The sequence below is a fragment of the Actinomycetospora aurantiaca genome, from assembly GCF_037401875.1.
GTDB classification, from domain to species: Bacteria; Actinomycetota; Actinomycetes; order Mycobacteriales; family Pseudonocardiaceae; genus Actinomycetospora; species Actinomycetospora aurantiaca.
The window spans coordinates 1-426 of sequence record NZ_JBBEGN010000053.1 but is presented as its reverse complement, the minus strand read 5'-3'; the positions used below and the strand labels follow the sequence as shown (position 1 = coordinate 426).

Annotated in this window: 1 protein-coding gene; it reads right to left on the bottom strand. The window is 72.8% G+C overall.

The window, feature by feature from the left end:
• The coding region (locus WCD74_RS29865) for a helix-turn-helix domain-containing protein (protein ID WP_337698576.1) at positions 1-426 on the bottom strand (426 nt) is incomplete at both ends.

Here is a 426-nt window from a genome sequence, read left to right as displayed (position 1 = left end):
GCCGGATGCACGAACCGTCGCCCAGCCTTGGGTCGCTTGCGTGGCTGCGGGACGACCTGACCCCGCTCGACCAGGATGCGGTGGACCGTGGCCCGCGAGGGCACCTCGGCCGGGTCGAGCACCGGCCCGCCGGTCGGGTGCTCGCCGCTGCGGGCGATGTCGAGCAGTCGCCAGCGGATCGTGATCGCCCCGTTGTCCCAGCCCTCGTCGGCGAGCTCCTTGCGGGCCCGCACCACCGCCTCCCCGACATGCTCAGCAGTGGTCGAGGGTCGTGAGTGTGGCGCCCGCGACCGCGGCGCCAACCCCGCGCTGCCCTCGGCCTTGAACCGCTCGAGCTTGACGTAGAACACCGCTCTGGACACGCCGGTCTCCCGACACACCTGAGCGACGTTGATCTTCTCCCCGGCTGCGACCCGCGCGACCGCG